The sequence below is a fragment of the Pontibacter pamirensis genome (genome assembly GCF_010015475.1).
Lineage (GTDB): Bacteria > Bacteroidota > Bacteroidia > Cytophagales > Hymenobacteraceae > Pontibacter > Pontibacter pamirensis.
Window position 1 is genome coordinate 1 of record NZ_SSNI01000053.1, and the last position, 26,107, is coordinate 26,107.

General features: G+C 49.9%; 24 protein-coding genes. 8 read left to right on the top strand and 16 right to left on the bottom strand.

The window, feature by feature from the left end; genetic code table 11:
• Positions 1 to 264: 264 nt before the first annotated feature.
• Entirely contained in the window at positions 265 to 1,176 is a 912-nt protein-coding gene (locus E1919_RS24650; protein WP_162056080.1) for an ABC transporter ATP-binding protein, read from the bottom strand.
• Positions 1,177 to 1,423: 247 nt separating this feature from the next.
• On the opposite strand from E1919_RS24650, the gene E1919_RS24655 reads away from it, so the two are divergent.
• The gene (locus E1919_RS24655) at positions 1,424 to 1,819 is read left to right on the top strand and encodes a GtrA family protein (protein WP_162056081.1); all 396 of its coding nucleotides are present in this window, start codon (positions 1,424 to 1,426) and stop codon (positions 1,817 to 1,819) included.
• A gap of 5 nt (positions 1,820 to 1,824) precedes the next feature.
• Here the strand turns inward: E1919_RS24655 and E1919_RS24660 are convergent, their stop codons facing one another.
• Positions 1,825 to 3,459 (bottom strand): glycosyltransferase family 39 protein, encoded by a 1,635-nt coding sequence (locus E1919_RS24660; protein ID WP_162056082.1) that lies wholly within the window; start codon positions 3,457 to 3,459, stop codon positions 1,825 to 1,827.
• A gap of 128 nt (positions 3,460 to 3,587) precedes the next feature.
• Here E1919_RS24660 and E1919_RS24665 point away from each other — a divergent pair, with 128 nt between their 5' ends.
• The 6 genes from E1919_RS24665 (at position 3,588) to E1919_RS24690 (ending at position 10,789) form a co-directional block, all read left to right on the top strand.
• Positions 3,588 to 4,442 (top strand): glycerophosphodiester phosphodiesterase, encoded by an 855-nt coding sequence (locus tag E1919_RS24665; protein WP_237144843.1) that lies wholly within the window; start codon positions 3,588 to 3,590, stop codon positions 4,440 to 4,442.
• Positions 4,443 to 4,505: 63 nt separating this feature from the next.
• Positions 4,506 to 6,266 (top strand): aspartate--tRNA ligase, encoded by a 1,761-nt coding sequence (gene aspS / locus E1919_RS24670; RefSeq protein WP_162056083.1) that lies wholly within the window; start codon positions 4,506 to 4,508, stop codon positions 6,264 to 6,266.
• A gap of 151 nt (positions 6,267 to 6,417) precedes the next feature.
• Positions 6,418 to 6,966 carry a GNAT family N-acetyltransferase gene (locus E1919_RS24675; protein ID WP_162056084.1) on the top strand — a complete coding sequence of 183 codons (549 nt, stop codon included), beginning with the start codon at positions 6,418 to 6,420 and terminating at the stop codon, positions 6,964 to 6,966.
• A 532-nt stretch (positions 6,967 to 7,498) separates the two neighbouring features.
• Positions 7,499 to 9,238, top strand: a complete 1,740-nt coding sequence (locus E1919_RS24680) for a GMC family oxidoreductase (RefSeq protein WP_162056085.1) — start codon at positions 7,499 to 7,501, stop codon at positions 9,236 to 9,238.
• A gap of 29 nt (positions 9,239 to 9,267) precedes the next feature.
• Complete coding sequence (locus E1919_RS24685; RefSeq protein WP_162056086.1) at positions 9,268 to 9,942, top strand: gluconate 2-dehydrogenase subunit 3 family protein; 675 nt, start codon at positions 9,268 to 9,270, stop codon at positions 9,940 to 9,942.
• Between the two features lie 76 nt (positions 9,943 to 10,018).
• Positions 10,019 to 10,789, top strand: a complete 771-nt coding sequence (locus E1919_RS24690) for a 3-keto-disaccharide hydrolase (RefSeq protein ID WP_162056087.1) — start codon at positions 10,019 to 10,021, stop codon at positions 10,787 to 10,789.
• Positions 10,790 to 10,975: 186 nt separating this feature from the next.
• Here the strand turns inward: E1919_RS24690 and E1919_RS24695 are convergent, their stop codons facing one another.
• The 5 genes from E1919_RS24695 to nuoK form a co-directional block, all read right to left on the bottom strand.
• Positions 10,976 to 11,164, bottom strand: a complete 189-nt coding sequence (locus E1919_RS24695) for a hypothetical protein (protein ID WP_162056088.1) — start codon at positions 11,162 to 11,164, stop codon at positions 10,976 to 10,978.
• A 185-nt stretch (positions 11,165 to 11,349) separates the two neighbouring features.
• Complete coding sequence (locus E1919_RS24700) at positions 11,350 to 12,732, bottom strand: NADH-quinone oxidoreductase subunit N (RefSeq protein WP_162056089.1); 1,383 nt, start codon at positions 12,730 to 12,732, stop codon at positions 11,350 to 11,352.
• 43 nt (positions 12,733 to 12,775) lie between these two features.
• Positions 12,776 to 14,227, bottom strand: a complete 1,452-nt coding sequence (locus E1919_RS24705) for a complex I subunit 4 family protein (RefSeq protein ID WP_162056106.1) — start codon at positions 14,225 to 14,227, stop codon at positions 12,776 to 12,778.
• Positions 14,228 to 14,241: 14 nt separating this feature from the next.
• A complete protein-coding gene (gene nuoL / locus E1919_RS24710) occupies positions 14,242 to 16,203 on the bottom strand; it encodes an NADH-quinone oxidoreductase subunit L (protein ID WP_237144844.1) in 1,962 nt (653 codons plus the stop codon).
• A gap of 45 nt (positions 16,204 to 16,248) precedes the next feature.
• On the bottom strand, positions 16,249 to 16,578 hold the full coding sequence (gene nuoK / locus E1919_RS24715) for an NADH-quinone oxidoreductase subunit NuoK (protein WP_162056090.1): 330 nt from the start codon (positions 16,576 to 16,578) through the stop codon (positions 16,249 to 16,251).
• Between the two features lie 231 nt (positions 16,579 to 16,809).
• Between nuoK and E1919_RS24720 the strand changes: the two genes are divergently transcribed.
• On the top strand, positions 16,810 to 17,847 hold the full coding sequence (locus tag E1919_RS24720) for a DUF6929 family protein (protein ID WP_162056091.1): 1,038 nt from the start codon (positions 16,810 to 16,812) through the stop codon (positions 17,845 to 17,847).
• Between the two features lie 259 nt (positions 17,848 to 18,106).
• Here E1919_RS24720 and E1919_RS24725 read toward each other — a convergent pair whose 3' ends face one another.
• The 9 genes from E1919_RS24725 to E1919_RS24765 all read right to left on the bottom strand — a co-directional run bounded on the left by E1919_RS24725 (position 18,107) and on the right by E1919_RS24765 (position 26,046).
• Positions 18,107 to 18,625, bottom strand: a complete 519-nt coding sequence (locus E1919_RS24725) for an NADH-quinone oxidoreductase subunit J family protein (protein ID WP_162056092.1) — start codon at positions 18,623 to 18,625, stop codon at positions 18,107 to 18,109.
• Positions 18,626 to 18,629: 4 nt separating this feature from the next.
• On the bottom strand, positions 18,630 to 19,139 hold the full coding sequence (locus tag E1919_RS24730; protein WP_162056093.1) for a NuoI/complex I 23 kDa subunit family protein: 510 nt from the start codon (positions 19,137 to 19,139) through the stop codon (positions 18,630 to 18,632).
• An 84-nt stretch (positions 19,140 to 19,223) separates the two neighbouring features.
• Positions 19,224 to 20,291, bottom strand: coding sequence for an NADH-quinone oxidoreductase subunit NuoH (nuoH, locus tag E1919_RS24735; protein WP_162056094.1), 1,068 nt, complete (start codon positions 20,289 to 20,291; stop codon positions 19,224 to 19,226).
• A gap of 3 nt (positions 20,292 to 20,294) precedes the next feature.
• Positions 20,295 to 21,275 carry an NADH-quinone oxidoreductase subunit G gene (locus tag E1919_RS24740; RefSeq protein WP_162056095.1) on the bottom strand — a complete coding sequence of 327 codons (981 nt, stop codon included), beginning with the start codon at positions 21,273 to 21,275 and terminating at the stop codon, positions 20,295 to 20,297.
• Positions 21,276 to 21,507: 232 nt separating this feature from the next.
• On the bottom strand, positions 21,508 to 22,854 hold the full coding sequence (gene nuoF, locus E1919_RS24745; protein ID WP_162056096.1) for an NADH-quinone oxidoreductase subunit NuoF: 1,347 nt from the start codon (positions 22,852 to 22,854) through the stop codon (positions 21,508 to 21,510).
• Between the two features lie 211 nt (positions 22,855 to 23,065).
• On the bottom strand, positions 23,066 to 23,599 hold the full coding sequence (locus tag E1919_RS24750; RefSeq protein ID WP_162056097.1) for an NADH-quinone oxidoreductase subunit NuoE family protein: 534 nt from the start codon (positions 23,597 to 23,599) through the stop codon (positions 23,066 to 23,068).
• Positions 23,600 to 23,667: 68 nt separating this feature from the next.
• Positions 23,668 to 24,912 carry an NADH dehydrogenase (quinone) subunit D gene (gene nuoD, locus E1919_RS24755; RefSeq protein ID WP_162056098.1) on the bottom strand — a complete coding sequence of 415 codons (1,245 nt, stop codon included), beginning with the start codon at positions 24,910 to 24,912 and terminating at the stop codon, positions 23,668 to 23,670.
• A 68-nt stretch (positions 24,913 to 24,980) separates the two neighbouring features.
• Entirely contained in the window at positions 24,981 to 25,487 is a 507-nt protein-coding gene (locus E1919_RS24760) for an NADH-quinone oxidoreductase subunit C (protein WP_162056099.1), read from the bottom strand.
• Positions 25,488 to 25,491: 4 nt separating this feature from the next.
• The gene (locus E1919_RS24765; protein WP_162056100.1) at positions 25,492 to 26,046 is read right to left on the bottom strand and encodes an NADH-quinone oxidoreductase subunit B; all 555 of its coding nucleotides are present in this window, start codon (positions 26,044 to 26,046) and stop codon (positions 25,492 to 25,494) included.
• Between the last annotated feature and the right edge of the window lie 61 nt (positions 26,047 to 26,107).

Genomic DNA, 26,107 nt, shown 5'->3' on the forward strand with positions numbered 1-26,107 from the left:
AATGTAGCTGCAGAAACATCCAACCGCTCAACCTCGAGGTGCTCCGCTCAACAAACCTGCTCTCCCTGGCTAACTTCTCCAGCTCCTCTTCCTTGAAAAAGGACTGCAGCTGCTCGAGCAACTCCTCTTTGCCTTCTAATAATCCTTCTACACTTACCTCCATCCTGCAAAGCTACAGCTACTTATAGCTTTGCACAACTCCTTAGCCTGACGGCTATGGTGAAAACACACAGCAAGGGCGTTTGTATTAGAATAGGAAAATTCTCAATTCATAACTACTGGAACTGGCTCTTCCTGCTCACGCAGCGCCGCCTCATGGATTTTGCTGAAGTATACATCCTCCAAATCCGGTGCTACGGCCTCAAACTCTGGACCGGGTTGCACATCAGAAAGCACGTGGATGATGGTTTGGCCGGCGAATAGCCGGGAGGAAATAACCTGGTGCTGCAGTTGGTGCTGTACCAGTTCGTCTTTGTTGATAAACTTGCGCCAGATGCGGCCCCGAATGCCGTCGATGACCTGCAGCGGGTCGCCTTCTAAAAGCACCTCTCCTTTGTTAATAATAGCGAAGTTGCGGCACAGATCCGTTACGTCTTCCACAATGTGGGTGGAAAGAATTACGATGACGTTCTCTCCAATCTCGCTCAGCAAGTTATGGAAGCGGTTGCGCTCAGCAGGATCGAGGCCGGCGGTGGGCTCATCCACGATGATGATCTGCGGGTTGCCCAGCAAAGCTTGTGCAATGCCGAAGCGCTGCTTCATGCCGCCTGAGTAGCCTCCCAAGTTTTTCTTGCGCACATCATACAGGTTAGTTTGCTGGAGCAGGGCTTTTACAATCTCCTTGCGCTCGCTGGAGTTGCTGATGCCTTTGAGTACGGCAAAATGATCCAGCATCTCCTCCGCGGATACCTTCGGGTATACTCCAAACTCCTGGGGCAGGTAACCCAGTACCTTGCGCATACTTTCTTTCTCGCGCAGCACGTCCATGTCGCCCAGCATAATGCTACCCTGGTCTGCCTCCTGTAGTGTGGCGATGGTGCGCATCAGCGACGATTTACCGGCGCCGTTGGGGCCAAGCAGACCAAACATTCCTTTCGGAATAACAAGATTGATATTCTTGAGAGCTTTGGTGCCGTTAGGGTATGTTTTCGAAAGACCCTGTATAACTAAATCCATAGCAGCGGGATATAAGGTGGAAATGTTTAGGTTAAGATAAACATTTAATAGCCTATATTAATAATAAACTATACCAACAAAGGCCTTTTGTCGACAAACCCAGACTGACTGACGAGGGAAAGAATTTACAGTAGCAGCAGGTGTGGCTGAGGAAAGTTGGTGACCTGCCGGAAGTCTGCTATTTTTGCAGCTTGTGTTGTAGTGCGCCTTGCTATCAGGCCTAAAATGAAGTGCAACACCAGGGTTAATGACCGAAAGTATAGAAAACCTCTTTTTTAAGTTCTTCAAGTTCGGAGTAGTGGGCTTCTCTGGCCTGGTGCTGGATTTTGGTATCACGTATGTTGCCAAAGAGCGGTTGCGGTGGAACAAGTATGTGGCCAACAGCCTGGGCTTCCTGGTTGCCAGTATCAGTAACTATTATCTTAACCGCATCTGGACGTTCCACAGCATTGACCCGGAGATAGGGTGGCAGTTCTCTAAGTTCCTGCTTGTGGCCCTGATAGGATTATTGCTCAACAACTTTATCGTATACCTGCTGACGGATCGCGCCAAACTCAACTTCTACATCGCTAAGTTTGGCGCCGTCGTGATCGTTTTCTTCTGGAATTTCTCGGTTAATTATTTCTATACCTTCACAAGGTAAGTCTGCTACGGCAGTATCTCATAAATCTGCACGTGCTCATCTTTGTGCACGCGCGGATTCAGCAGGTGTAGCAACTGGTCGTAGAGTGAAGGAGTAATGGTGTGCTCCAGCTTCAGGTTCGGGAATAAACTGTGGAGCCGTGCCATGCGCTCGTCCAGGTCATCGGTTCCCACCACCACCACGTAATCAGGCTTATAGGCTGAAGCATTCACCTCCTGCTGCAGTTCCTGAGGGGTTTTGTCTTCGTTGAGCGTATAGGCCATCACAAAGTCGGGAGGCAGCTGCTTTTGCCCCTGCAGGTACTCCTGCCATACCAGGTGAATATCCTCTATGTATTTATCATACTCGGCGCTCATGCGGCCCAGGTAAAAGAGGGGAGGTGCTTTAACGCTATGGTTCCCGAATTCCAGCACAACGCCGTCCAGGTCCGGCTTTTCCGACAGGTACACCAGTGGGGCTACCCGACTCTTTTTAGTGTAGGTAAAGGCCATACCCACCGTTGCCAGTATGTTCAGCGCCCAGAAAAAGCCCCAACTCCACGCCAGCAGTTTGCGGCGTCGGCGCCAGAACGAGGACGTCTGCACGAACTGCTGCCACCCGATAACGCCCAGTATCATGATCAGTGGAAACAGGGGCAGAATGAAGCGCTCCTGCTTATTCGGGAAAAGAGAGTGCGCCACAAAAAACAGCAGGCCTGCCCAGAAGAGCTTCGGCGCCAGCCTGGCGGTGCGGGCATATCCCAGCACCAGGAACACACTTACCGGGGGCACCAGAAAGCCGAGTACGGTCAAAGCAAAACGGTACACAGGGCCTGTGCTGAAGTTGTCTGCATTTTCCGAATTATAAAGAAAGTAGGCTACTACAGAGTGGAAGGGATAGTCAAAAAAGATGATATCAATTATACCCTGCACAAGGAAGGCAACCACGGCAAAACCCAGCAACAGGGCCACTGCCTCGCGCCACTGGCGGCGGTAGAGCAGCACCAGGCCCGCACCAGCTCCGAACAGCACAGTATGGTAACGTATGGTAAAGGCCAGCGCAAACAATGCACCTGCCCAGAAATATGGCATTATCTTTTTCCGTTCAGCCTGGTCCTGCTTCACCATCAGGTAAAAGGCTGCCAGGTATGGCGGGATGCACACCATCTCTACCAGGTTGCGCACGCTCATAAACGGCATAAACCATATGATTGCCAGCATGAGCCCCACAAGCCTTGCGTTCATTTTGTTCGAGAGCCGCTCTGTGATTTTATAGCCGAAGTATACTACCAGCAGGGAGTACAACCCATGCAGCACCCGCACAACCGTCATCTTCACCTCCGGGCTGAAAATGCCCATCGCTTCCAGCACATAGAAGATACCATAGTGAATGAGCACGTAGAGCATGCTGTGGCGTGGCGGCATCGGCTCGTTCAGCCATACCGGCAGCCCGTCGAGCCAGCCCTGCGCCACCAGTATCACGTCGAAATGGTCGTCGCTAAAGGCAAAGCCTTTTGAATAAAAAGCAGCCACCATGCGTATCAGCAGGGCAAGCAGCATGATAAAAGACAGCGGAACGAGGTAGCGGTGTGTTCCCTGCCCCGGAAGCGAAGCTTCAGCTGCGGGGTTAGTATTGGCAGTTGTTTTCGTAGGACCTGGCATGTGGCTAGCGTAGTATGGCACAAATTTAAGGGGAATTAAAAAGAATTGGTGTTAACTTCGTCTTTTTAATCTGAAAAAGAGAAATGATGTACGCTGTGAAAAAGCCAGGAAAGCGGCGGCTACAGTTTGTGCCTAAATTAGTTTTGCTGCTGGCTGTGCTGGGGGTACTTGTTTATATGGGGCTTAGCTTTTACTATGCCTCCAAACACAAAGGCGCTGACGTGCTGCTGCTGGGGCATGCAGGCTCTGGTTTCTTCTCACCGCTTAATCCTTTCAATCCTTTGCCGCCTAACAGCAGGGCCTCTATCATGAAGGCAATGGAAAATGGTGCAGACGGCCTTGAGGTAGACGTGCAACTGAGCAAAGATGGGGTTCCTGTCTTGTACCATGATGTAACACTGGCCTCGATGACCGTGTGGCCCCAGCCGGATACTATTGATAACCTGCTCGCCTCGCAGGTAGTAGGGCTGGCCTATAAAGGAGGTTTTCCGTATGACCTGTTTCACGACGAGAAAATTATTGCGTTTGAAGAGCTGCTCCAACTGTTCAGCACCTATCCTGAACAGCCGTACCTGCACATTGACCTGCGCAACCAAGATGCCTCCCGCCACGCATACTATGCTCAAACGCTGATGGACATGCTGCGCAAGTATAATTACCCACTGCAGAAACTGGCTTTTATCTCTCCGAATGCTGATTTTCTGGATGCCTTCCGGGAAGTGGAGCCGGAGGCTGTGCTGGTGATAGACACGGGCGGCAATTATGAGCAGGCGATGCAGACCATACTGGCCCGTAGCTTTCAGGGCATTTGCGCCAACGGCAGAAACATTAGTCCGGAGCAGGTGCAGCAGGCAAAGCAGGAAGGGCTGCTGGTGGTGCTTTTTGGAGGCAAGTCAAACGCCCGCATTTCTAAAATGATTGCCATGGAGCCCGATGCTATTCAGGTGGATGATGTGGCAGCCATGCGCAGGATGCTTGAATAACATCTTTCCGATTCATAGAAGTTTACAAATTTGTACATTTGCACGAACACATTTATTAAAACTATGCTCAGAACACATACTTGCGGCGAGCTCCGCCCTTACAACATAAACGAAGAGGTTATACTGACAGGCTGGGTACAGCGCCTGCGCGACAAAGGTGGTATGGTGTGGGTGGATCTCCGCGACCGCTACGGCATCACACAACTCTCTTTTGAAGAAGGTATTACGCTGCCGGAAATAATTGAGCAGGCCCGTAATTTAGGCCGGGAGTATGTGGTAAGGGCGACAGGAAAGGTGATTGAGCGCTTTTCCAAAAACGATAAAATACCCACTGGTGGCATAGAAGTGAAGGTGACAAAGCTGGAAGTGCTGAATCCCTCTAAACTGCCTCCGTTCATGATTGAGGACGAGACAGATGGCGGCGATGACCTGCGCATGAAGTACCGTTACCTCGACCTGCGCCGCACACCGGTGCGCCGCAACCTGGAGCTGCGCCACCGCATGATGCGCGAAGCCCGCAATTACTTAGACAGCCATTATTTTATCGAGGTGGAGACACCGGTGCTGATAAAATCGACGCCGGAAGGTGCCCGCGACTTTGTGGTGCCGAGCCGCATGAACCCGGGCGAGTTTTACGCCCTGCCACAGTCGCCGCAGACGTTCAAGCAGCTGCTGATGGTGTCTGGCTTCGACAAGTATTTCCAGATAGTGAAGTGCTTCCGCGATGAGGACCTTCGCGCAGACCGCCAGCCTGAGTTCACCCAGATAGACTGCGAGATGTCCTTCGTGACGCAGGAAGACATCCTGAATACATTCGAGGGCTTCATTAAGCATATGTTCGCCGCGGTAAAAGGCATCCATATCGACAAACTGCCGCGCATGACGTACGCCGATGCCATGAAGTTCTATGGCTCCGATAAGCCGGACACGCGCTTCGACATGCGCTTTGTAGAGCTGAACGCGCTTGCCCAACAAAAAGGCTTTCCTGTGTTTGACAGTGCGGAATTAGTAGTGGGCATCAACGCAAAAGGCGCCGCCAGCTATACCCGTAAGCAGCTCGACGAACTAACAGATTTTGTGAAGCGCCCACAGATTGGCGCCACAGGTTTGGTATATGCCCGCGTAAACGAGGACGGCAGTATCAAGTCGTCCGTAGATAAATTCTTTACACCAGAAGACCTGGCGGCATGGGGTGCTGCCTTTGATGCACAGCCAGGCGACCTGTTACTGATTTTAGCAGGCGAAACATTCAAAACCCAGAAGGCGCTGAACGAGCTTCGCCTGGAGATGGGGGAGCGCCTTGGCCTGCGCGACAAGAACGTGTTCTCACCGCTTTGGGTAGTGGACTTTCCGCTGCTGGAGTGGGACGAGGAGACGCAGCGCTACCACGCCATGCACCACCCGTTTACCTCGCCGAAGCCGGAAGACCTCCAACTGATCAACTATCGTCCGGGTGACATTCGTGCCAACGCCTATGATATGGTGATTAACGGCGTGGAAGTAGGGGGCGGTTCTATCCGTATCCATGACCGCAGGCTGCAGGAGCAAATGTTCGGCCTGCTGGGCTTTTCTGCCGCAGAGGCAGAGGCGCAGTTTGGCTTCCTAATGAATGCTTTTGAGTATGGTGCGCCGCCGCACGGTGGTATTGCCTTCGGCTTCGACAGGCTTTGCTCTTTATTCGGTGGTTCAGACTCTATCCGTGACTACATTGCCTTCCCGAAAAACAACTCGGGCCGCGATGTGATGATAGATGCCCCGTCGCCGATTTCGGACCAGCAGTTAGATGAGCTGCATATCCGGATGAAAAATCTCCCTAAAAGTTAAGTAGCTGCGTGTGCAGGTCGTTAAGGCTGCCTGCTCATAGCCTATACAAATTTTAAGAAACCCACCCTTAAACTATCCCTGGAGGAATTAGGGGTGGGTATTTTTCAACATCGTAAGCAAGTCATTATCTAATTATTTCTTATCAAAACAAGTGAAGGTAGCAGCGAAGGAGTATGTGTTAAAGACGGGTGAGAAAGTGTTAATCCGGGAGGGTATGGTAACCGATTCTGAGGCGTTGATGGAAACCGTGCGGGAGTATGTCGTCACGAGCAGGTATTTGATTGTGGCTCCCAATGAGTTGGAGAATACGGTGGCTGATGAAGAAAAGTGGATAAGAGAACTGCGGCAGAACCCAAACAGCTTGCTGCTGCTAGCCTTGCACAAAGGGCAGGTAATTGGCAACCTCGACTTAACCGGCAGCGGAGAGGAGTATGAGGACCAGTCAGGGTTGATTACCATGGGCATTCTGCAGGAGTATCAGAACAAGGGTCTGGGCTCTATTATGTTGCGTGAGGCACTAGCTTGGGCCCGGCAGAACCACCAGTTGCAGGTGCTTTGCCTGCAGGTAAAAAGAGCCAATAAAAGCGCTGTGCGGCTATATCAGAAAGCTGGCTTTCAGGTGGAAGGCAAGCAGCCGGATCTAGCTCCCGAAGAACAGGTAGATTACAGCGAAAGTATCATCATGACCCTGAATTTGTAACGAAGCAACATGTGCTTTTGTAATGAAGTGGCATACGTAGCAAGCATCATGATTTAAGATATGGCACTTATCTGCTTCATTTATTTGATATAGTCTGAAGAAGATTGTTGATGCTACACTGAATTTCTCCAGGTCGTCCCGCCGGGGCTGTTGTAGACGTTAGTTAAATATGAAAACCTGCACCACTTATTGGCTGCAGGTTTTTTTTGCGCCAGCTTTCAAAAATACAGGCGTAATAAGAAAAGCCTTGTTCCAATGCGCTTTCTCTCAAACGGGAATGGGTGCTTATTTGAGTTGAGAGTCGAACTTTTGATGAAGCATCAGTTACTATTAGGTTTAGAAAATTAAATGGATGTTAGAGGCTGGCATACGCTAAGGCTGGTAGGAAATAACATATAATCCATTGCACTTCACACTGTAAATGTGTATCATAGCAGTAGCAAGTGGCAGGTTTGATTGTGGAGGCGGTGATGTGTAAAGCCATGGCACCTGGTAATGGTCACTCTTTTAACCCCTGATTCGCACCCTTAAAATGGCAGATTATCAAATTAAAGAAGAGCCGAAGCAATACGATGCGGTAATAATAGGCTCTGGTGCCGGTGGTGGCATGGCTGCCTACGTATTAGCTAACGCTGGCTTAAAAGTGTGCCTGCTCGAAGCAGGTGCCATGTATGACCCAGCCACAGACTCCGCACAGCTGAAGAACCCCTGGGAATCCCCGAGGAGAGGTGCCAGCACCAAGTTCCGACCTTTTGGCGACTTTGACGGTTGCTATTGGGGATGGGAAATAGACGGGGAACCCTACACGCAGGCCGAAGGAACCAGTTGGGACTGGTGGCGCGCCCGGATGCTGGGCGGACGAACCAACCACTGGGGCAGAATATCCCTCCGCTTCGGGCCAAAAGATTTCAAGCACAGAAGCATTGACGGGCTGGGGGAAGACTGGCCTATTGGCTACGAAGACGTAAAGCCCTACTACGACAAAGTTGACAGGCTCATAGGCGTGTTCGGCACCAATGAAGGGTTGGAAAATGAGCCGGACGGTATTTTCCTGCCGCCGCCGCTGCCGCGCCTGCATGAACTGAAAATAAAGAAAGCGGCCCAAGGCATCGGTATTCCTGTTATTCCCTCCCGCCTGTCTATCCTCACTAAAAAAATAAACGACGAGCGTGGGCAGTGCTTCTACTGTGCACAGTGCGGGCGTAGCTGCAAAGTATACGCTGATTTCTCCTCTGGCTCCTGTTTAGTGAAGCCTGCCGTGGCAACCGGAAACGTGGATGTTATTCCGAATGCTATGGCACGTGAGGTAGTGACAGATTCAGAGGGCCTGGCAACGGGCGTGTCTTATGTGAACAAAGATGACATGCTGGATTACCAGGTAAACGGCCGAGTGGTGATACTGGCCGCAAGTGCCTGTGAAAGCGCCCGCCTCTTGCTTAACTCCGTTTCCCGGCGGCACCCGAATGGCTTGGCTAATTCAAGCGATGTCGTCGGGAAGTACCTGCACGATTCGACCGGAGCTTCGGTAAGTGGCGTATTGCCTGAACTAATGGGCCGCAAGCGCTACAACGAAGATGGAGTGGGGGGCATGCACGTCTATACGCCCTGGTGGCTTGATAACAAGAAGCTTGATTTCCCGCGCGGGTATCATATAGAATATTGGGGAGGGATGCAGCAACCGGCCTACGGCTTTGGATGGGGTGTGGAAAACCTGAATGGAAAGCTACAGGTAAACGGCAAAACCAAAGAAGCAGGCGGCTACGGCAAATCACTGAAAGAAGACTACCGTTTTATGTATGGCGCAAGTGTCGGGATGGCCGGCCGGGGAGAAGCGATTGCGTTTGAAAGCAATTACTGCGAGATAGATCCGAATGTGGTGGATAAGTATGGCATCCCTGTCTTGCGGTTCAACGTGAAGTACTCTGACTATGAAATTAATCAGGCAAAGCACATGAACCAGACGTTCAAGGAGATTCTGCATGAAATGGGAGCCATTATCACCTCCGGTGGCGATGCCGGTCCGCATAACAACTGGGGCCTGCAGAACCCGGGCAAAATTATCCATGAAGCAGGTACCGTGCGGATGGGGAATGATCCGAAGAAGTCGGCGCTGAATAAATGGAGCCAGGCGCACGACTGCAAGAACCTGTTCTGTGTGGATGGTGGCCAATTCGTGTCGCAGGGCGATAAGAACATCACCTGGACCATTATGGCCTTATCTATGCGGGCATCGGAGTATATCGTGGATCAAATGAAAAAGCAGAACATTTAAGCACTAATCATGGGCTAACGCATCATCTTATGGACAGAAGAGAATCACTTAAAGCCATTGTGCTGAGCACCGTATCTTCAGCGCTTCTTTTGGAGTCCTGCGACAGCAAAAGTGAAGAGCAGGTTGCGCAGGTGTTAGAGACACCTGAATCTTCGCCGGGTGATTGGCGAACACCAGAAGAGTTAGAACGGTTAAAATTGGTTACTTCCAAGAACTTCTTCACTGAGCAGGAGTTAGCCACTATAACTATTCTTTCTGACATCATTATTCCGGCGGATGAAGTAAGTGGCAGTGCATCTGAAGCTGGCGTGCCTGACTTTATCGAATTTATCGTGAAAGACAAGCCTGAGTTTCAGACACCCATGCGAAGTGGCCTTAAATGGCTGGATATACAGAGCCTGAACCAATATGAGAAGCCTTTCCGGGACCTTAACGAGGGACAGCAGTTGGAGATGGTTGACGCCATTGCCTATCCCGAAAGAGCAGCACCGGAAATGAAGAAAGGCGTCGCTTTTTTTAGCCTGATGCGCAACCTGACGGCAACCGGCTTCTTTACATCTGAAATGGGCGTGAATGATATTGGCTATGTTGGCAACCGCCCCAACCAATGGAAGGGGGTGCCTGAAGAGGTATTACGGCAGCACAACCTGGTGTATACCGAAAAAGAGCTGAGAGAATGTGTGACCTTTGACCGGAACGCCTGATGCAGGCGAGATGGAAATAGATAATATAGGATAAACAGATGAGGTAAGTTTTGAACGTATAACTAATTATCACAAAATGACATCTAAAATTATCATGACAGCCCTGTTAGCAGGCAGTTTTTTTATGGCACAGGCACAGCAAAAAGCAAAACCGGAAGATACGGAAGTATGGGAACCTGTTCCCGAGAAGGTAGAGCCGGGGGAGGTTTATATTAAAGCTCCGTCAGATGCGATCATGCTATTTGGCGGGGAGAACCTAAACGAATGGGTGATGACCCAGGACAGGAGCAAGCCGGCACAATGGAACGTATCGGATGGTGTACTCACCGTGAATAAAGAAACCGGCAACATTGAAACAAAGAGAACATTTGAGGATTACCAGCTGCACATTGAGTGGCGTATTCCTGAGAATATCAATCTCGAGGGGCAGTCGCGGGGTAACAGCGGTATTTTCCTGGCTTCTACAGGCAAAGGCGATGCGGGTTATGAACTACAGGTGCTGGATTCCTATAATAACAAAACTTATGTAAACGGCATGGCTGGCAGTATTTACAAGCAGTTTGTACCCTTAGCGAATCCCTCCAAAAAGCCGGGTGAGTGGCAGAGCTATGACGTGTTCTGGAAGGCACCTACTTTCAATACGGATGGTTCCGTTAAAACTCCTGCGCGTGTAACTGTTATGTTCAACGGTGTACTTGTTCAAAATAACGTGGAGCTACAGGGCCCGACGCAGTATATTGGTAAGCCATCTTACAAACAGCATGGAGCTGCACCCATAAAACTACAGGCGCACGGAGACAAGAGTGTACCCATCAGCTTCCGCAACATCTGGATAAGAGAGGTATAATAGATAGTTGCTTTTTATATCAACGCTTTAGCAATGCCCTGGTGGCAATTTACCCTAGAAGATATGAACCGACAGCCCGCTCTATTGGCAGCAAAGAATTCAAGCTTCTGCTAATGGAGAGGGCTGCTTTCGTTCGAGAGAACTATACTTCTTTCTCTGCTGCAACTGCACTACCAAAAGGCGAAACTACAATGTCATGTCATGGTAGGTCGTGGTGTCCGGATCTAGTGTGATGGCCGTATCTGCTTCTATATCAGAATTTATATCCGTACCCGTTTCTACTTGATTTGCCGCCCTGTTATCCTCCTGATTTCCACAGGCTGTAAATACAGCGAATACAAGTGCTAGCAGGGTTAAACTTAGTGCCTTTTTCATAATGAAATTCATCTGTTGAACGAGAAGTACTATATGCCTAATTATTTTACGCAGTTTTAAGATTTATGGGAGGATTGCCTTCTGATTAGCTACAGCTACTTGAAGGGATTAACATACATAGGCTATAAAAGCGAAAGCGGCTGCCCCGTCAGGAGCAGCCGCTTTCGCTTATACTTGATTAAGCCTTAGATAATGTCACTTAAAAGTGCTGGCGCTATACCTAACAGAATAGTGAGCACCATGATGAAAATAAGCATAAAGGTAGAGAAGCTACTTACCTCAAGTCGTGGCAGGTTTTCTGACGGATGCATGTACATGGCAATTACAACGCGGAAGTAGTAGTAAATACCCACCGCAGCAAGAATAACAGCTATTATCACCAGCCATACCATATTCGTGTCCTGCAGCACCGCAGCGAACACAAAGAACTTGGCGAAGAAGCCAGCTGTAAGCGGGATACCTGCCAGCGAGCACATTGAAACCGTCATCACGAAGGCCAGCAGCGGGTTTGTTTTGCCCAAGCCGTTGAACGCTTCATAAATTTCGCCGCCACGCTGTGCTTTTACCATATTCAATATACCGAAAGCAGCTACTGTTGCAGTGGAGTAAGCCAGCGAGTAGAACAGGATGGAAGAATCTGAGTGCTCGTTAAAGGCAACCAGCGCCATCAGCAGGTAGCCTGCGTGCGAGATACTGGAGTAAGCCAGCATACGCTTTACACTTGTCTGCACTACTGCGCCTATGTTACCTACTACCAATGTCAGGGTGGTGATGGCAACCAGCGTTGGGAACCAGGTTGCGTATGATGCCGCAAAGGCAGCTGCCATTAACTTGAAAAAAGCCGCCACACCCGCTGTTTTCACTACCGTAGACATAAACGCGGTGAAGAAGGTAGGAGCACCCTCATACACGTCCGGTGCCCAGAAGTGGAACGGAGCAGCTGAGATTTTAAATGAGATGCCAATGATCACCATCAGCAGGCCCAGCAGGAACATCGCACTCATCACGCCATCAGTGGCTGCCGATGCTGCCCCAATTTCTGTAATATTGAATGTACCGGTCGCGCCATAAATCAGCACAATACCAAACAGCAGGATACCCGTAAAGAAAGCCCCCATCAGGAAGTACTTCAAAGCAGCCTCGTTGGAACGCAGGCTCTTTTTATCGCTGCCCGCCAGCACGTACATGGCAATAGAAAGAATCTCGATGCCTACAAACAGCATCAGCATGTTCTCGTAGCTCACCATCATAACAGCGCCAACCAGTGAGAACAACAGCAAAGAGTAGAACTCGGCTAAGTTATCGTCTCTTTCGTCCACGTAGCGCTTTGAAAAAGGCACCAGCAGCAATGTGGTCAGGACCATAATACCCGTGAATGCCACCGCGTAATTATCGATGGTGAGCATGTTGTTGAAGTAGCTCTGGGGATCGTTCCAGCTAAAAAGATTTACGCCAAAGACTACCGCCAGAAACAGCAGCGCCAGTGGCAGCAATGTCTTCTTTGAATTCGCAAAACCTATAAAGAGGTTAAGGACGCCGAAGAAGGAGAGAAGTATGATCGAAGTCATGTCGTCGTGTTTCCTTTAATTCTTTTTCTAATGCTTGCCCTGCTTAGCGTCTGATAATGTTCAGCAGGTTGCCTACGGCAGGCTCTGAGATGCTTAGGAAGGTGTTCGGGAACAAACCGATCCAGAACACCATAATTACCAATGGAATCAGCACTGCCTTTTCGTTCATCGTCAGGTCAGCGAATACCTCTGTTGCCGGAGATTTGGGTCCGAACATCACGCCCTGGAACATGCGTAGCATATATACAGCACCCAGGATAATGGTTAAGCCAGCCGCAGCCCCAAACCAGGCGTTGTACTGGAACACACCAGACAGCAGCAGGAACTCTCCAACAAAGCCGTTTGTAAGCGGCAGCGCGATGGAGCCCAGCATCAGAATCATAAAGCAGATGGAGAGAGCCGGAGTAGTCTGCGTGATACCGCCCAAACTGGTGATTTCTCTTGTATTGGTACGGCTAAAGATGATATCAATAATGAAGAATAAACCGACTACGTTAATGCCGTGGCTCAGCATCTGGATAACACCGCCCTGCAGGCCTTGCTCGTTCAGAGTAAAAATACCGGCTGCAATTAGTCCAACGTGCGCGATAGAAGAATAAGCGATCAGGCGCTTCAGGTCGCGCTGGCGAATGGCGATGAAAGAGGCATACACTATACCGATGATAGACAGCACCAGCACCAGCCCGGCCCACTGGCTTACGCCGAGTGGCACCACTGGCAGTAACCAGCGCAGCACACCATAAATACCCATCTTCAGCATGATACCTGAAAGCAGCATCGTAGCCTGTGTAGGCGACTCTGTGTAGGTGTCCGGTTGCCAGGTATGAAACGGGAACACCGGCATTTTTATAGCGAATGCGATAAAGAGGAACCAGAAGATCCAGCTTTGCGATTCGCTGGACAGGTTCAGGTTATAGAACGCAAAAATTTCGGAAGAGTGATTGCCAGGTGTCTGTAAGTAGAGGTATACAAAAGCAGCCAGCATAAACAGCGAGCCGAAGATGGTATACACAAAGAACTTAAAAGTAACCGGTATTCTTCTGGCACCACCCCAGATGGCCGCAATAAAGTACACCGGAATTAGGGCCAGTTCCCAGAAGAAGTAGAACAGGAACGCATCCAAAGCCACGAAAACACCAATCAGGCCCGTCTGCATAAACAGGATAAGGGCGTAAAAGGCGTTCGGGTTCTTGTACTCGTGCTTGAAAGACGAAAGGATGATGAGCGGCACGAGGAAAGTGGTCAGCAGCACCATCAGGAGGCTGATACCATCCATACCGATGGTAAAACCAATGCCGGCACTCTCCACCCACGGGAAGGACAGGGCCATTTGCGTGCTGCCGCTGGCTGTATTAAAACCTGCTAAAGCAACCAAAGCAAGAACGAACTCAATAAGGGCTGCCCCAAAAGCCACTGTTCTGGCGGCTTGCCCCTTCATGAGCAACACCACCAGTGCAGCTAAGGCAGGCCAGAATAGTATTATAGCTGTAAGTATCATCTTCTAAAAGCCTATCCGATAAAGAAGTTTAAAAATAGAATCAGCACGATGCTGAACACCATCACGAGCACGTAAAAACTAATCACTCCGCTTTGTGCATAGCGCAGCGTGCGGCCACTTCCTGACACAAACTTGCCGAAGCCATTCACTATGCCATCTACCAACAGCATATCCACCACACGATGGAAGAAGGAGGAGAGCCACATCACCGGACGAACAATGATGGTATTGTAAAGCTCGTCGATGTAGTATTTGTTGTAAACCAGGTTGTGTACAGGGCCTAGGCGTTCTTTCTCCTCTGCCGGCACTGTGTTCTTGCTCACATACATCACGTAGGCAATAATGGCGGCTATCAAAGCTACTGCCACAGACAGGCCCATCAGCATGTATTCTGTGGCATGGTCTAACTGTATTGGGGCAAGGGCAGGGCCATTTGCTACGCGTGCGAAATCAAAAATAGGGGAGAGGTAGTTGGCCAGCACGTGCTCCGCTCCGAATACCTCTGGCATCCCGATAAAACCACCAACAGTAGAAAGTATAGCCAGCACAATCAACGGAATTGTCATTGAGGCCGGAGATTCATGCAGGTGGTTTTTCTGCTCAACTGTGCCCCGGAACGTTCCGAAGAAGGTCAGGAACAGCAGGCGGAACATATAGAAAGACGTCATGAAAGAAGTTATCATACCCAGTGCCCACAGCGTGGTGCTATGTTGGTAGGTATGCGCCAGCAGTTCGTCTTTAGAAAAGAAACCGGCAAATGGAGGTATACCGGAAATAGCTAGCGTGCCAATCAGGAAGGTGACGAACGTGATAGGGAGATATTTGCGCAAGCCACCCATGTTACGGATATCCTGCTCATTGCTCATGGCATGAATCACAGAACCTGCTCCTAAGAACAGCAGTGCCTTAAAGAAAGCGTGCGTGAGCACGTGGAAAAGCGAAGAAGAGAAAGCCATCACACCCAGCGCCAGGAACATGTACCCCAACTGCGAAACGGTAGAATAAGCCAATACCTTTTTGATGTCGTTTTGCACCAGACCGATGGTAGCAGCCAGCACTGCCGTAGCGGCACCAATAATGGCGATTACCTCCAGGGTAGAAGGAGCCAGTGCATAGAGTACATTCGAGCGAACTACCATGTAAATACCCGCTGTCACCATGGTAGCGGCGTGTATAAGGGCTGAAACCGGTGTAGGACCCGCCATCGCATCAGGTAGCCAGGTAAACAGCGGAATCTGGGCACTCTTACCCATGGCACCCACAAACAGCAGCAGCGTAATCGTAATCATCACAGCCGAATCTACACCGCCTGCATACTGGGCTGCTTGTATAAACACCTGCGGATAGCTCACGCTACCGAAGGTCATAAAAATCAGGAAGATACCCAGCAGGAAGCCCAAGTCACCGATACGGTTCATGACGAAGGCTTTCTTGGCGGCGTTGTTATAGCTTGGGTTGATGTTCCAGAAGCCAATCAGCAGGTAAGAGCAAAGCCCTACACCTTCCCAGCCCACGAACATGAGCACGTAGTTAGAACCCATCACCAGCAGCAGCATCGAAAACATGAAGAGGTTGATGAAGGAGAAGAACTTACCGAAGTTCACGTCGTGGCTCATATAACCCGCCGAGTACAGGTGAATGAAGAAACCAATACCCGTTACCATCAGCATCATGAACAGCGTGAGCTGGTCGATGAGGAAGGAGAAGCCGATGCGCATGTCACCGACTGATATCCAGTCGTAGTAATCCACCATATAGGCGCGGCTGCCGTTGGCGGTAAAGTCAAGGAAGAGGTAGATGGAAATGAGGAAAGAAGCCAGCACAGTGCCGCATCCTATTAAGGAAACCAGTCCTTTTGCCAGTTTCCTGTTGCCTAAACCGTTCAGGATAAAGCCCAGGAAGGGCAATACCGGAACGAGCAAACAGAGCAGTGCCATGGCTTGGTTATTACTCGGCATTACAATCTCTTGCATCTGTATATGTGTTATTTAAGCTGTTCAGAATTGAAAATAAGGTTGTTACCACTTCAGGTAGTTCAGCAGTTGCACATCCGTAGAGCGGATGTTACGGTACGTCATCACAATAATGGCCAGGCCAACGCAGACTTCTGCCGCCGCCACCGCCATTATGAAGAAGACAAACACCTGTGCAGAGGCATCAGCACGGTAAGCAGACAAGGCTGTAAGTAAAACGTTCACAGCATTTAGCATGAGTTCCACGCACATGAAAATCACGATGGCGTTCCGGCGCGTCAGTACGCCGATAACTCCGATGGCAAAAAGTGCTGTGCTAAAGAACAGGTAATATTCAAGTGGAATGGTTCTGATAACCTCAGGTATATGGTTCATTTTCTGGGAGCCTGAACGTATTATTGATTAAAATGAGTCTTTAAATCAAGTCGCAAAGTTATCCCCATTTTTTAAATTACCATAACATAATTTGAATCTTCTTTGACCTTGCCACGTAGTGTTCCGGCCCGTTCCCTGCCAAATTAGTCCCGGACGTGTCGGTTTAGTAGTGGGTGGCATACTTTTGCAGCCTGTTTCCGTAGCTAAGGGTGAAGCTGCACGATTTAAACTATGAATGTAAAACAGATACTCTATTACACACTTACTATCTTGGCGCTCTCCGCCTGTAAATCTGATCCGCCATCCGTCTCCAGGTTGGCAACTGCCGAAGCCCGTATGAAAAATATCCAATTATCAGCCACCGTTCAACAAAGCAAGCTCTACCAGCAGCTGCCTTCTGCCTCCGGAATCGAACTTGTCGGGAACAGCTACTATGTGGTGGGAGATGACTCTCCTTTCCTGTATGAGCTGGATGAGCAGTATAACCTGATCCAGCGGCACGCGCTTTTTGACACAGCAGACTTTGCCACAGGGCGCATTCCGAAAGCGCTGAAACCTGACCTGGAGGGGATGGCGCATTTCAAGTACGGCCGGGATGAAATGCTGCTACTGCTGGGTTCCGGTGCCAGCACGGCCCGCAACAGGGCCTTTCTGGTGAACATCACAGATGGCATGAAGGTGCAGGAGCTGGACTTCAGCCGTTTATACACTTTTCTGAAGCAGGTGCTGCGCATTGAAGCCGAAGGCATCCTAAACCTAGAGGGCTTGTCGATGAGTGACACCTATACCTTTATGATGCAGCGCGGCCTTGAAACGGGTACGAACATGCTGCTACGGTTTGACACGAATGACTTCAAGGGCTTCCTGATGAACAACGATGAGATCCCCCCTGTTGCGGTGTATCATTTTGCACTTCCGGATATGGGTGGAGATATGGCTGGGTTTTCCGGGGCCTATGCCCATGAAAACCGTCTTTTTTTCACTGCCTCTGTAGAAAGCACGCAGAGCGCCATTGAAGACGGAGAAGTGCAAGGGAGTATGTTGGGGATGATTGATTTAAATGCTTTGCCCTATGCCACGGATGCAACAAACCCGCTACAGGTGCCTACGGTGCAGCTAACGAACCCTGATGGTTCTGTATACAAAGGCAAAGCAGAATCACTGGTGGTGAAAGGCCGTACAGGTGACACCTACAACATGGTAGTAGTATCAGATGATGATTTAGGCGGTTCGGAGCTGTTAGAGGTGCAGCTGGAGGTGAGGGATTAGTGGCTTTTAGTTCTGATGAGGTATGAACTGCTAGCTTATTTCAGTTTTGAATGATGTCCTCTACCCTTTTTTGTCATCCTGTAAGGATCTTGGTAGGAGGGAGGTTAAGCTTTTGCGGCTTGCCCACAAGAACCTTACAAGATGACAAATAAAGAAGATAAAAGGTGTTTAGTTTCTAAACAGTACTGAGTCTAAAACAGAAGAGCCAGCGCATTTACACTGCGCTGGCTCTTTTGCTTTATATATTTTTTGATGCTTCTTAAAAATGCTGTTCTCCAGACTCTTTTTTGCCCAACATCACAGCGCCGACCATGGCTACTAAGAAAAGCACAGAGGCTAACTCGAAAGGAAGCAGGTATTCTGTAAAGAGAACTACACCCAGGCTCTCCACCATACCAATCTGAGAATCATAGGTTTCTGCATTATAACCCGCTATTTCCGTGTCTTTTAAGGCGGCTATCATCACCACAAAAAGCAAGCCGCCGGCTATTGTGCCTGCTATCTTACTTAGAGTAGAGGTTTTTACTTCTTTCTCTGATTCCTTGCCCATGTTCAGGAACATAATCACGAACAGGAACAGTACCATGATGGCACCGGCATACACGATGATGTTTACGGCAGCCAGGAACTGTGCATTCAGCAGAATATAGTGGCCGGAGATGGTAAAGAATGTTATAATCAGGAACAGTACGCTATGTACCGGGTTCTTGGAGATCACGACCATCAGGGCGCAAAGCAGTGTAAGCGAAGCAAGAAAGAAAAACAGGCTTTCAGACATGGGATTATTTAGTTTCAGTAGTTTTTAACGGCTCTACCAGGCGGTCTTTGCCATAAATAAATTCATCGCGCTCGTAGCGGGCAGGAGCCAGTTTATCGTCCTGCAGGAAGATAGCGGCTTTCGGGCAGGCTTCCTCGCAAAGTCCGCAGAAGATGCAGCGCAGCATGTTTACCTCGTAGGTTACAGCATACTTCTCTTCGCGGTACAGGTGCTCTTCACCTGCCTTACGCTCTCCGGATGTCATGGTGATGGCTTCTGCAGGGCAGGCCACAGCACATAGTCCACAGGCCGTGCAGCGTTCCGCGCCTTTCTCATCACGCTTCAGCACATGCAGGCCGCGCCATACCTCACTGCGCTCTCGCGTCTGCTCCGGGTACTGTACAGTGGCTTTCTTTTTGAAGAAGTGTTTCAGGGTGATGCCAAGGCCTTGCGCAATAGCAGGCAGGTACGCGCGCTCTGCGAACGTCATCGGCAGCTTCTCTACGTTCTTCCTTCTATTTGATAATGGTTCCATTTCTTATGTCTTATGATTGTCGTCATATGTGTCTCCTGCTTTAACAGAGAGACTGTTGACAACATTCAATTTCGGTACTATAGTTTAAAATAAATAGTCTTTCAGTAGAATGCCACCGCCTGTCAGTACAATGTTCAGGATAGCAAGCGGAATCAGTATTTGCCAGCCCAGCTTCATCAACTGGTCGTAGCGGAAGCGTGGCAGCGTCCAGCGTACCCACATAAAGAAGAAGATGAACAGGAATATTTTCAGGAACATCACGCCCACCCCAAGCATGGTGACAATGTTATTAGCTGTAACTGCGCTTTCTGTTACATTGGTTAACCAAACCTGTAGCTCCGCCATAAAGGGGAAGTTGTATGCCCCGAAGTAAAGCGTTGTCATTACAGCTGATACCACAAAAATATTGATATATTCCGCAAACAGGTACATGCCCAGTTTCATGGAGCCATACTCTGTATGGTAACCGCCAATCAATTCGGCCTCACTTTCCGGCAAGTCGAAAGGCGTGCGGTTTGTCTCGGCAAAGGCACATACAAGGAAAATAATAAAGCCCAGGGGCTGGTACCAGATGTTCCAGTTGAAGCCTGCCTGCTGCGCTGCAATCTCACGAAGTGAGAGTGAGCCGCTCAGCATCAGCACCGCTATCAGCGAAAGACCCATGGCCAGTTCATAGCTGATGTTCTGAGATGCAGCGCGTATAGCGCCTAACAAAGAAAACTTGTTGTTGGAAGCCCAGCCGCCAATCATCAGCCCGTACACACCCAGCGAAACGACACCGAATATATAAAGTACTCCAATGTTTACCTCAATCGCCTGCAGAAACAACTCACGCCCGCCTACTATTAACATATCACCAAAAGGTATAACCGCACTGGACATGGTAGCGACCAGCATGGCAATGCCCGGGCCTATAACAAACAGCATCTTGCTGGATTTAGCAGGTATAAAGTCCTCTTTGAAGAACAGTTTACCTGCATCCGCCAGCGGCTGCAGCAAGCCTGCAGGACCTGCGCGGTTCGGGCCCACGCGGTCCTGGATAAAAGCTGCTATCTTACGCTCGAAGTAGGTGGAGTATGTCGCTATCAACAGCGTGATACCGAAAATCACCAGAATGTAAATTCCTGTATATAGTAGGTCTACGGACTCCATATGTTATTCCTGGGGCAGGTTCTTCTTAGTGGACACTGGTAAGTTTGGTACAATCGGCACGTTCAGGACTGGCAGCTCATAATGATTTGCCGAGATAACAGAAGAACGGTCAATATGGCGCGGACCTTCAATTGTCCAGTCGCTCGTTTCTTTTTTATCGAAACGGCAGGTGTTGCAGATAAACTCCTCTACCTCGTTATACTGGTCTTTGCGGGCTGTTACACGCAATACTTCCTCGCCACGCGTCCAGAGCGTTACTTTTCCGGAGCAGGTAGGGCAGTCGCGGTGCGCATCGAGCGGCTTCGTGAACCATACCCGATTCTTGAAGCGCCACGTTTTGTCTGTCAGCGCGCCTACCGGGCACACGTCAATCACGTTTCCGGAGAAGTCGTTGTCGATTACATTCTCAATGTATGTCCCGATTTCGGCTGCGTCGCCACGGCCTAATACGCCGTGCACACGCTTCTCTGTGATCTGGTCAGCTGTATACACACAGCGGTAGCACAGGATGCAACGCGTCATGTGCAGCTGAATGTATGGGCCCAGGTCTACTTTATTGAACGTGCGGCGCTCTTCTTCGAAGCGCTGTGCGCTCACGCCGTGCTCATAAGAAAGGTCCTGCAGGTTACATTCACCGGCCTGGTCGCAGATTGGGCAATCCAGTGGGTGGTTGATCAGCAGCATTTCCACAATGCTCTTGCGGGCATTCAGTACTTCTTCGTTTGTTGTATTCTCTACCACCATACCGTCCTGCACATGCGTGATGCACGAGGCAACCAGCTTTGGCATAGGACGAGTATCTTTGGCAGAACCTTGTGTTACTTTTACCAGGCATACGCGGCACTTACCGCCACTGCCCTTCAACGGACCATAATAACACATGGCAGGCGGCACTATTTTGCCACCGATTTTTCTTGCGGCCTGCAGAATGGTAGTTCCATCTTCTACCTCTATCTCAATGCCGTCAATTGTTACTTTAGCCATTTTTATATTTCGTTGTTCGTTTTTCGTTGTTCGTTTTCGAGTGAGAAAAGAGCAACACAAACTTATATGCTATACTTATTTCGCTTTTTGTCCTTCATTTTCGTCATCCTGGAAGGAGCCTATATCAAAGGTGGTTAGCCCTTGCGGCTTGCCACCAAGATTCTTTCAGAACGACAAAAAAGAAGAACGTCTATAAAATCGTGTGTCGTGATACGTAAGTCGCAATACGATTTTACGCTGTTACTGCATCCAGCTGGCCACGGTAAACCGCACCTGGTGCTGTTGCCTCCTTCGGATGTTTAATGTGCCACTCAAACTCATCACGGAAGTGACGGATGGCGGCGGCAACCGGCCATGCGGCGGCATCGCCTAATGGGCAGATGGTGTTTCCTTCAATCTGCTTGGCAACGCTTACCAGCAGGTCAATGTCCTGCTGATGGCCGTGGCCGTACTCGATGCGGTGCAGCACTTTCTCCATCCAGCCTGTACCTTCACGGCATGGGCTGCACTGGCCACACGACTCGTGGTGGTAGAAGCGGGAGTAGTTCCACGTGTTACGCACGATGCACTGGGCCTCGTCGAACACAATAAAAGCTCCTGAACCCATCATTGAACCCGTTACAAAGCCACCGTCAGACAATGATTCGTACGTCATCAGGCGCTGCTCTCCTTCGGCTGTTTTCAGAATCAGGTTAGCAGGCAGGATTGGCACAGATGAACCACCCGGAACAACAGCCTTTAACTGTCTGCCTTTCCAGATACCACCGCAGTACTCGTCAGAGTAAATAAATTCCTCTACCGGCACACCCAGCTCAATTTCATATACACCAGGGTTGTTGATATTACCGCTGGCAGAAATCAGCTTGGTTCCCGTGCTGCGCCCGATACCTACTTTGGCATACTCGGCGCCGCTGTTGTTAACGATCCACGGAACAGAAGAAATCGTCTCCACGTTGTTTACAACCGTCGGTCTCTGGAAAAGGCCTTTCACCGCTGGAAACGGAGGCTTATTACGTGGGTTACCACGCTTGCCTTCCAGAGACTCCAGCAGGGCTGTTTCTTCACCACAGATATAGGCACCACCTCCGGGAGCTACGTGCAGGTCCAGGTCGTAGCCTGAGCCCAGGATGTTCTTGCCCAGCAAACCGGCAGCGTATGCCTCGGCAATCGCTTTCTCCAGGATGCGCAGGATAAACATCAGTTCTCCGCGGATGTAGATATAAGACGTGTTTGCACCCAGCGCATAGCTGGACGTAATCATGCCCTCAATCAGTCCGTGCGGGTTCTTCTCCATGTACCAGCGGTCCTTGAAGGTACCAGGCTCTGATTCGTCGGCGTTGCAAACTAAGTAGCGCGGAACCCCTTCCGGCTTTGCCAGGAAGCTCCACTTCATACCCGCCGGGAAGCCGGCACCACCACGGCCACGCAGGCCCGATGTCTTTACCTCTTCCACCACCTCTTCCGGAGACATCGTTTTCAGGGCTTTCTCTACAGATTTGTAGCCGCCATGCTTACGGTATACCTCCAGCGTCTCGATGCCGGGTACGTTGATATGTTCGGTTAATATTTTAAGTCCCATTTTAGCAGGATATATAGCTTAGCAGCGGCTTTTGAGGGCATACTGCTGGTTGATCATTTTTTTTATATGATGTAAGACTTATTACGCCCTTGCTGGTGTTTTCGCCAGCAAGCAATCTGGCCGCTGAAGTTTTAGTTGTTGGTGAAAACACCAACAACGGTGCGGGACGTTTTCTCGTCTTTTTTCCTTTGTCCTTCTTCTTTTGTCTGGATTACTGTGCCCAGGTTGGTATTTCGTGCTCTTTCTGGCGCATCATGGCCAGAAACTCGTCTACACGCTCCTCGGAGTCGATGTTCTCGTAGAAGAGCTCGCGCACCTGTAGCATGGGGCCTGTTCCGCAGGAAGCAAGGCATTCCACCGGCTTTAGGGTGAACATACCATCGGCAGTCGTTTCGCCTTCTTCAATGTTCAACTTGCGCTTCAGCGTGTCGATTAGCTCATCGGAACCACGCAGCGCGCAAGGGCCTGTGCGGCATACTTCCAACACGTGCTTGCCAACCGGCTTCAGGTTAAACATGGTATAGAAGGTAGCTACCTCATATACCTCAATCGGCTGTATGTCCAGAATTTCCGCGATCTTGTCCATCACCTCAGGGCTAACCCAGCCGCCAAACTCAGCCTGCGCAATGTGCAGGATAGGCAGCAGGGCAGACTTATGGCGATCTTCAGGGTAATGGCTGATGTAGCGCTGCATTTCGGCCATGGCCGCATCAGAAAACTTTACTTCGTTTATAGTCTCTGCCATTGTATTCATTTATCATTTATCAACTATCAAGGAACAATGCGTACTGATAATTGATAACTTTTCTTTGATTAAGCGTCCAGCTCGCCAGCGATTACGTTCAGGCTGCTCAGGGTCAGGACGGCGTCAGCCAGCTGGCCACCGACAATCATTTCTGTATAAGCCTGGTAGTATATAAAGCACGGTCTGCGGAAGTGCAGTCTGTATGGTGTTCGGCCGCCGTCGCTGAGCAGGTAGAAACCCAACTCACCGTTACCGCCCTCTACGCTGTGGTATACTTCGCCAACCGGAATGTCTGTTTCTCCCATCACAATTTTGAAATGGTAAATGAGTGCTTCCATGCTGGTGTATACATCCTTCTTTGGAGGAAGGTAGTAATGTGGCGCATCAGCGTGAAAAGAGCCTTCCGGCAGGTTTTTATAGGCCTGCTCAATAATTTTCAGACTTTGCCATACTTCCTCATTCCGCACCAAGAAACGATCGTAGGTGTCGCCTTTGGAGCCAACCGGAATTTCGAACTCAAAGTCTTCGTAAGAAGAGTAAGGGTTCATCACGCGCACATCATAGTCTACACCCGTAGCGCGCAGGTTAGGGCCGGTAAAGCCATAATTTAAAGCACGTTCAGCCGAGATAGCACCAACATCTGTTGTTCTGTCGATGAAGATACGGTTGCGGGTCAGCATTTTCTCGAACTCCGCCCAGGTTTTAGGGAAGCGCTTCAAAAACTCATCTATCAGGTGCAGGGCCTTTGGTGAAAGGTCGCGCTCCATACCGCCAATGCGGCCCATATTTGTGGTTAAGCGGGCCCCGCATACCTCTTCGTAAATATCATATATGTGCTCACGCTCCTGCATCACATAGAGGAAGCCTGTAAAGGCACCGGAGTCCACACCAAGAATAGAGTTACAGATAAGGTGGTCCGAGATACGGGCCAGCTCCATCATGATCACGCGGATATACTGCGCACGCTTCGGTATGGTAATACCTAAGAGTTTCTCTACCGTCATGTGGTATCCCATGTTGTTGATGGGAGAGGAGCAGTAGTTCATGCGGTCCGTCAGCGGCGTAATCTGGTAGAACGGCCGGCGTTCTGCTATTTTCTCGAAGGCACGGTGTATGTAGCCGATTGTTGGCACAGCGTCCATAATCTTCTCACCGTCCATCTGAAGGATGTTCTGGAAAATACCATGCGTCGCCGGGTGCGTTGGACCCAGGTTGAGCGTAGTAAGCGGCCTCTCTTCGTGCAGGGCAAGTCCGTGGTCTTTACGGAACTGCTCCAGTTCGGTGAGTTCAGCGGTTTTATTTTCAGTAGCCATTATGTATATCCTTTGTTATGTGCTGTTGTGCTCCTCAGCCGAAGCTCAGGGCCTTACAGCTAATTGACTTAGCGCCCGAAAAACGTATCTATCTTATCTTCCCTTAACTGGTCTTCCAGTGGGTACTGCTTCAGCATCGGGTGGTACTCCATCTCCTCGATGTTCAGGATCCGGGTCATGTTCGGGTGACCTAAAAACTGAATGCCGTAGAAGTCAAACGTCTCCCGCTCCATCCAGTTAGAGGAAGCATAAACGGTTGTCAGCGTAGGCATAATTGGGTCTGAGGCAGGCATATACACCTTAATGCGGAGGCGATAGTTGTGACGCAGGCTGTGCAACTGGTACATCACGCACAGTTCCTTGTCTTTCTGGTCCGGGTAATGGATACCGCACATCGTGGTCAGGAAGTTCAACTGCAATTCCTTGTCGTCGTGCAGGTATTGGATCAGCTCGATAATGGTTTCGCGGTTGGTGGTGAACGTCATGATGCCATCCGGGCTGTAAGCGCCCTGAATATTGTCTTCCCCAAACTTGCTGATGATTTTACCGAGTACGTCTTCGTTCGTAAGCTCCATTTGCTTATTTAATGTTATAAGAATCCAGTAATGCCTGGTATTCCGGCGAGTTGCGGCGGCGCAGCGATTCGTTTTCTGCCAGGTCCTGTACACGCATCAAGCCATCTAAAATTTGCTCCGGGCGGGGCGGGCATCCTGGTACGTACACATCCACCGGCACAATGCGGTCGATACCCTGCAGTACAGAATACGTATCGAATATACCACCGGAAGAGGCACAGGCACCAACGGCAATCACCCAGCGGGGCTCTGACATCTGCTCGTACACCTGCTTTACAACAGGGCCCATTTTCTTGGCAATGGTACCCATCACCATCAGGATGTCTGCCTGGCGTGGGGAGAAGCTGGGGCGCTCCGAACCGAAGCGGGAAATGTCATAATTGGCGCCCATAGTAGCCATGTACTCAATACCGCAGCAAGAGGTGGCAAAAGGCAATGGCCACAGCGAGTTTTTACGCGCCAGGCCAATTACTTTCTCTAATGAAGTGGCAAAAAAACCAGCACCTGACACACCATCCGGTGCATCTACTAAATTGATATCTTTATTTGAGTCGTTCATGTAAATAGTTTGTTTGTACCTTAAAGGCATGGGTTTGTGTGCTTAATGAACACAAATCATA